Raw genomic sequence first — 7,299 nt, forward strand, 5'->3', positions numbered from 1 at the left:
CATCCTCAGATCAGTCTTTGTCGATACGGCTGGCATCAGCGCCCTGCTGACCGCGATATTTCGCATCTTCACGCCGGTTATAGGGACGCGCAGCCGGGCCTGAAAGCGGTTCAAAACTCAGCGCGCCGATCAGCATACCGGGACGCAGAGCCAGCGGCAGTTTACCTGAATTGTAGAACTCCAGCACGATACGGCCCTGCCAGCCAGGATCGATGCGGTGAGCCGTAACGTGTACCATCAACCCAAGTCGCGCCAGCGATGAACGGCCATCCAGCCAGCCGACCAGATCGTCAGGCAGCGTCACGGACTCCAGCGTCACCGCCAGTGCCAGCTCTCCCGGATGGAGGAAAAAGGCCTCGCCATCAGGCAATACGATCTCATCGCTCATGACCCGATCCAGTGCCGCGCTCACTTCCTGTTTCGGGCCGCTCAGATCGATAAAGGCCGCGGTATGACCGCTGAAGGTGCGGAACTGATTACCCAGACGCACATCGACGGTGGCCCCGTTAATGCGCTCGACCGGCGGGCGTGGCTCAATGGCCAGTTTGCCATTGTCCAGCCAGGCTTCAATATCGCGATCGCATAATCTCATTGCGGTAACTCCATGGAATAAGTGTAGCAAACCGGCATGCGTGCCTGCCGCCGGTCTGCACCACGTCCGGACGGACGTGCGTTATTCAAAAAACTGGTTGATTTTCGCCTTGAGAATATCGATGGCGATACGGTTTTTTCCGCCGCGCGGCACAATGATATCGGCGTACTGTTTTGATGGCTCGATAAACTGCAGGAACATCGGACGCACGGTCTTCTGATACTGACTCATTACCGAATCCATTGAGCGGCCACGCTCATTGACGTCACGTTTCATACGGCGCATCAGACAGATGTCGAGCGGCGTGTCCACGAAGATAGAGAAGTTGAGTTCCTGGCGCAGACGGGCATCGGTTAACAGCAGAATGCCTTCAAGGATGATGACCTTTTTTGCGCTCAGATGATGCGTTTGCTGGGTGCGGGTGTGCTCAACGTAGCTGTAGACCGGCAGCTCAATATCCTGACCGGCTTTGACCGCCTGCAGATGCTGCAACAGCAAATCATGATCCATCGCGCTCGGATGGTCATAATTGGTTTTAACCCTCTCTTCCATGGTGAGGTGACTTTGATCTTTGTAATAAGCATCTTCCGGGATGACCCCGATGTGCTCGCCACCTACCTGATCACGGATTTCACGATAGAGCGTGCTGGCAATTAAACTTTTACCGGATGCGGAAGCGCCGGCAATGCCTACAATCACGCACTGATGAGACTTGTCAGTCATACTTTTTTAAGACCTGATAACTGGAGCCTGCCACTGGTCACACATTACGCGGGCAGCGGACGGGCCGAAATGGAGAGGGTGTGTTCGCGCTAAGTATAGGGATTTCGGCCTTTTGATGCCAGAGAAATGGCGTCGGCGACTTTTCAGACTTTCTCCTTTGGACGCCACTCATTTCACCGATAAACTAACGGCACACCATACTATAAAAAAAATGGCCTGCGCGGCGCGCTGTTCAGACAACGCGTGTCGCTAACGTGACGACCGAAGATGCATCAGGAGTGGTATGCACTGGAAGACTTTGACCTATTTTGGCGACAGCATGCTGTTGATTCCAACAGCGGTGATTATTGCGCTGATTTTGCCGTGGAAGAGTGATAATCGTCATACGGTCTTTTACTGGATTGTGGCATTTGGCCTGGCTGGCCTGACCGTCAGCATCTCTAAAATTCTGTTTCTGGGGTTTGGCATCGGCAGCGCCCGCTTTAATTTTACCGGTTTCAGCGGCCACAGCGCCATGTCCGCCACGCTGTGGCCGGTCATGCTATGGCTGATTTCCGGACGCTGGTCCGCGATGTGGCGCATTGCGGCGATTGGGGTTGGTTATCTGATTCCCCTGATGGTCGGTTTCTCCCGCCTGGTCATCCACGCACACTCTAAAAGTGAGGTGGTCACCGGGCTGCTGCTGGGCTTCACGCTGAGCACGGCGTTTCTGATCTCCCAGCGTCGCACCTCGCTCAAAGGCTTCAGCTGGCCGCAGGTGGGTGCTGCGCTGTTAGTGCCGTTTGTATTGATGAGTCACGGTCGTGTCGCCACCACGCAGCAGTTCCTGGAGCGTTTCGCCGCCAGCCTTGCGGGCATGGAGAAACCCTATACCCGCGCCGATCTTTTCCGCCAGTAATCAACGTGCTGGCAATCAATCTTACCGTGCCCGTCAATTCGCCGAATAACGGGCAATATTGATTTCACCCCTTTTTTCCTGGCCGGATGTGCTAGCATGCAGTGAGAGAATGACTGGTGCCTGATACGCCATTGTGGAGCGCTGCACCCTGCCGGAAGTCCGCATGACGATAGAGATCCTGTCCCCGCAAAATAGCACGCCAAACCGCTGGCTCTCGGCGCTGCTCCTTGGCTGCGTGGTGTTTGTCCTGACACTCTTCTGTCTGGAACTGATCGTCGTCAGCGGCAAAATCTCCCCGCTCTGGTTTCCGACCACCTTAATGACCGTCGTGGTTTTCCGCTGCCCGTCACGCCAGCTTCCGCTGCTGCTGACAGCCTGCGTGCTTGGCACCGCCGGGGCTAACGCCATCATCATCGGGCCTGCCCTCTCGAATATTAAATTCGCCCTGCTCAATCTTATCCAGGCCGGTGTGGGTGGCATGCTACTGCGCGCCCTGCTGGATCGGCGCGCGCCGCTGGATTCGCTGCATGACTGGGCACGGATGGTACTGTCGGTGGGCATCGTGACGCCGGTGCTCAGCGGCCTGCTGGCACTCTGGACGCTGCAGGTCAGCGGCCACGCCTCGTTTCCCTTCTTTTATACCTGGGTGATCTCCGAAATCATCGGCATGCTGGTGTTAGGCCCGATGCTGTTACTGCTGCCGTGGCCGCTGCGTCGCACGGTGTTCAGCAATCTGCGCCTGGCCGAAGCTCTGCTGACGCTTCTTCTCACCCTCGGGGCCAGTTATCTGGCGCTGCGCTTTTTGCCGTGGCCATTTACCTTTATCGTGGTGATCCTGTTCTGGTGCGCGGTCCGCCTGCCCAAGCTGCAGGCGTTTGTGCTGTTCTTCCTGAACGCCAGTTTTATCTCGATACTGCTCGCCTTTGATCTGGTTACCGTGGTGAACAACAACAGCGCGCTGGGCCCGGTATCCAGCTGGCTGCCGTTCCTGCTGGTGCTAATCCCCAGTCACATTATGTCGCTGGTGATGGATGCGTTCCGGCGTGAAAAGCTCCATATCACTGACAGTGAAACCCGCTTCCGTCACGCCATGGAGTATTCCGCCATCGGTATGGCGCTGGTGGCGCCGAACGGCAGCTGGCAGCAGGTCAACCGCTCGCTGTGCCAGATCCTGGGCTATCCGGCTGAGGAGCTGAAACGGCTGACTTTCCAGCAGATCACCCATCCCGACGATCTCAGCCTGGATTTGCAACAGGTGAGCCGGCTGCTGACGGGTGAGATTGATACCTACACTCTGGAAAAGCGTTATTTCCGCAAAGATGGTGAGATTGTCTGGACGCTGCTGACGGTATCGCTGGTGCGCGACAGCAGCTACGCCCCGCTCTACTTTATTGCCCAGATTATCGATATCTCTGAGCTGAAGCAGAGTGAGCAGGTGAATCGCCGGCTGATGGAGCGTATTACGCTGGCCAACGAAGCGGGTGGCATCGGCGTATGGGAGTGGAACCTGCTGACCGGCGAGATGTTATGGGATAAGCGCATGTACGCGCTGTTTGGTCTTGCTCCTCATGAATCGCCCAGCTATGACCTCTGGATCCATCTGCTGCATCCCGCCGATCGCGAGTATGCCGCACTGACGGTGCAACAGGCGATTGAGCTTCGCAGCGCGTTTCACATGGAGTACCGCGTGGTCGATGACCAGGGGCATCGCTGGGTGCGCACTCAGGCCAACCGGCTGCTGAGTAAAGAGGGGCGCATTGAGCGCATGCTGGGCATCTGTCAGGACATCACGCCGCTACGCAATCTTAATGAGGCGCTGTTTCAGGAGAAAGAGCGCATGGCGATCACCCTGGATTCGATCGGCGAAGCGGTCATCAGCACCGATAAAGAGATGCGCGTTGCCTTTATGAACCCGGTGGCAGAGAAAATGAGTGGCTGGTCGCAGGAGCAGGCCGCCGGTCAGCCGCTGAGTGAGCTGCTGCATATCACGCAGGGACGTAACGGCCCTGAGGTAGAGAATTTGCTGTTATGCCAGCTGCCGCCGGAAAAAATCACCCCCGGTCTCGCTGAAGATCTGGTGCTGCATACGCCGGATGGCGGCCATATCGATATTCACTACAGCATCACGCCGCTGCGTTCGGAAGCGGGTCTGGAACAGGGGGCGGTGATGGTCATTCAGGATGTGAGTGAGTCACGCAAACTGATGAAGCGCCTGAGCTACAGCGCGCTGCATGACACCCTGACCCGTCTGCCTAACCGCGCCAGCTTCGAACTTCAGCTTAAGCGTCTGCTGTTTGATGCCGCGGAACATCAGCATCAGCATGTGCTGGTGTTTATCGACCTTGATAAATTTAAAGCGGTCAATGACAGCGCCGGGCATGCGGCAGGCGATGCGTTACTGCGCGAACTCTCCGATCTGATGCAGCACCCTCTGCGCAGCAGCGATTTCCTTGCGCGACTGGGCGGTGATGAGTTTGCACTACTGATGCCCGATTGCGATATCGGACAGGCGCATGATGTGGTGCAGCGCATTGTCGCCGCGGTAAATGATTACCGGTTCCAGTGGCTGGGACGCCTCTATCAGGTCGGTGCCAGCGCGGGCGTGACGCAGATTTCAGCAGAAAACTGTCAGAGCAGCGACGTGCTTTCGCAGGCGGACATCGCCTGTTACAACGCCAAACGCAGCGGGCGCGGACGGCTGGTGGTCTACGAACAGCATCGCTTACCGCTGTCGGGCAACCATCAGGGCATGAATGCGGCGATGATTGATGCGCTGCAGATCGAACTGCCCGCCTGGGCCGTTGCCCCGCCAAAAACGCCGCAGGCCGCCTTTATCTGGCTGCTTGAGGTCCAGCTGTTGACCGCTGACGGGTTGCTGCTGGATGAGACACTGCTGCGCAATAACCTGCCTGATGAAACGCTGCGTCGCCGGCTGGATAACAATATTCTTGAGGCTTTTTTCCGCCACGACGTGCAGCGGCTCAATAACAAAGGCATCCCGGTGATTCTGCCGCTCAATGCTCAGGTACTGAGTGATGCCGCCTTTGTGCAGCAACTCTGCCAGCGCTTTGTTGCCGCCGGTCTCTCCAGCAGCGGCTGTGGTTTTGCTTTTCCTGCCGCCAGCGTGCTGAGCCAGGGCGATCAGCTCTATACCGCGCTGCTGCAACTGCGGCAATGCGGCTGCCGCATCGTATTGCAGCATTTTGGCCGTAATCTGGATGCCTTCAATCTGCTGAGTGACGAGGTGGTCGATTATCTGGTGCTGGCACCTGAACTGGTTGCCAACGTTCACAATAATCTGATGGATGAGATGCTGCTGACCATCATCCAGGGCCAGGCCACACAGCGCAATATCTCGGTGCTGGCCGGTCCGGTTTCGGTACCGGCCCTGCTCAGCACCCTGGCTAACCTCGATGTTAATGGCGTCTGGGGCAGTGCCGTGGCGGAGCGCCAGCCGTTGCGTTCACTGGCCGAAGATCACATCTTCGCTATTCGTTAATTCCGGCGCTGCCCGCTTGCCACCCTGCTGAAGCTGCGCTAAAGTCGCCCCCTTTTTTCCGGCATGGGGGCGAAAATGTTCATAGGATTCGATTACGGCACGGCTAACTGCTCTATTGCAGTCAGCGAAAATGGCACGCCACGTCTGTTAACGCTGGAAAATGATCAGCGCCTGCTGCCGTCGATGATCTGTGCGCCAACCCGCGAGTCGATCAGCGAATGGCTCTATCGTCATCATCAGGTCGCGACGCCTGACAGCGAAACCACGGCGCTGCTGCAGCGTGCGCTGCGATATAACCGTGAAGAAGATATCGAGGTCCAGCCCAATAGCGTGCAGTTTGGCCTTACCGCGCTGCAGCACTATATGGTCGATCCCGAAGATGTCTGGTTCGTTAAATCCCCCAAATCGTTCCTCGGTGCTACTGGCCTGAAGCCACAGCAGATTGCCCTGTTTGAAGATCTGGTCTGCGCCATGATGCTGCACATCCGCAAGCAGGGTGAAAGCCAGCTTGATCAGGCTATCGATCAGGCGGTGATCGGACGGCCGGTTAACTTCCAGGGTTTAGGCAGTGAAGAGTCTAACCAGCAGGCTGAAGGTATTTTGCTGCGCGCCGCCCACCGCGCCGGTTTCCGCGACGTGGAGTTCCAGTTCGAACCGGTGGCGGCCGGACTCGATTTCGAAGCCACGCTGCAGCAGGAGACGCGGGTACTGGTGGTGGATATTGGCGGTGGTACTACTGACTGCTCGATGTTGCTGATGGGGCCGAAGTGGCGTGATAAAGCTGACCGCCGTGAAAGTCTGCTGGGCCACAGCGGTTGCCGCGTCGGCGGTAACGACCTGGATATCATGCTGACGTTTAAGACCCTGATGCCGCTACTCGGTCTGGGCGGTAACACCCAGAAAGGCACCGCCCTGCCTGCCCTGCCGTGGTGGAATGCGATCGCCATCAATGATGTTCCGGCACAAAGCGACTTTTACAGTCCCGCCTGCGGAAAGTGGCTGCGGGATTTAGTGCGGGATGCGGAACAGGGTGACGTGGTGGCTCGCCTGCTGAAAGTATGGCAGCAGAAGCTCAGTTATCGCCTGGTGCGTGCAGCGGAAGAGAGCAAGATTGCGCTGTCAGCCAGCCCGGCGCATACCGCCTCCCTCGACTTTATTGCCGCCGCATTAGAGACAGAGATTGGAGTTGATCAGCTGCAGGACGCCATCAGTCAGCCGCTGGAGAAAATTCTGGAACAGGTGCAGCTGGCATTAGCCACCAGCCAGATTAAGCCCGATGTGATTTACCTGACCGGCGGCAGTGCGCGTTCGCCACTGCTGCGCGCGGCGCTGCAGCAGACGCTGCCGGATACACCGATTGCGGGCGGCGATGATTTCGCCTCCGTCACCGCAGGGCTGGCCCGCTGGGCGGAAGTGATGTTCCGTTAATTCTGCTTTACGCTGCGCTGCAATAAAAAAACGGCACCTGAGGGTGTAATGACAGTCAGTTAAGCGACAGGTGATAACGCAGTCTGGTGCCGGGCTGGGGCTGGCGGTCCTCGCGCCGCTGCGCGGTTCCTTCACTTCATTCCTCTGCCTGACGGACCG

General features: G+C 57.6%; 5 protein-coding genes. 3 read left to right on the forward strand and 2 right to left on the reverse strand.

Annotation, left to right across the window (positions count from 1 at the left end; genetic code table 11):
- Positions 1-10 precede the first annotated feature (10 nt).
- Both dcd and udk read right to left on the reverse strand, forming a co-directional pair.
- The gene (gene dcd / locus EPG66_RS08620; protein WP_004571280.1) at positions 11-592 is read right to left on the reverse strand and encodes a dCTP deaminase; all 582 of its coding nucleotides are present in this window, start codon (positions 590-592) and stop codon (positions 11-13) included.
- A gap of 81 nt (positions 593-673) precedes the next feature.
- A complete protein-coding gene (udk, locus tag EPG66_RS08625; RefSeq protein ID WP_010670982.1) occupies positions 674-1,315 on the reverse strand; it encodes a uridine kinase in 642 nt (213 codons plus the stop codon).
- Positions 1,316-1,598: 283 nt separating this feature from the next.
- On the opposite strand from udk, the gene EPG66_RS08630 reads away from it, so the two are divergent.
- The 3 genes from EPG66_RS08630 to yegD all read left to right on the forward strand — a co-directional run bounded on the left by EPG66_RS08630 (position 1,599) and on the right by yegD (position 7,140).
- Positions 1,599-2,213: a phosphatase PAP2 family protein gene (locus tag EPG66_RS08630; protein ID WP_010248160.1), complete on the forward strand. Its 615-nt coding sequence runs from the start codon at positions 1,599-1,601 to the stop codon at positions 2,211-2,213.
- 163 nt (positions 2,214-2,376) lie between these two features.
- Complete coding sequence (locus tag EPG66_RS08635) at positions 2,377-5,712, forward strand: diguanylate cyclase (protein WP_182686530.1); 3,336 nt, start codon at positions 2,377-2,379, stop codon at positions 5,710-5,712.
- Between the two features lie 75 nt (positions 5,713-5,787).
- Positions 5,788-7,140, forward strand: a complete 1,353-nt coding sequence (gene yegD, locus EPG66_RS08640) for a molecular chaperone (RefSeq protein WP_031591370.1) — start codon at positions 5,788-5,790, stop codon at positions 7,138-7,140.
- Positions 7,141-7,299: the final 159 nt, after the last annotated feature.

The organism is Pantoea pleuroti, from assembly GCF_014156615.1.
Taxonomy (GTDB): domain Bacteria; phylum Pseudomonadota; class Gammaproteobacteria; order Enterobacterales; family Enterobacteriaceae; genus Pantoea; species Pantoea agglomerans.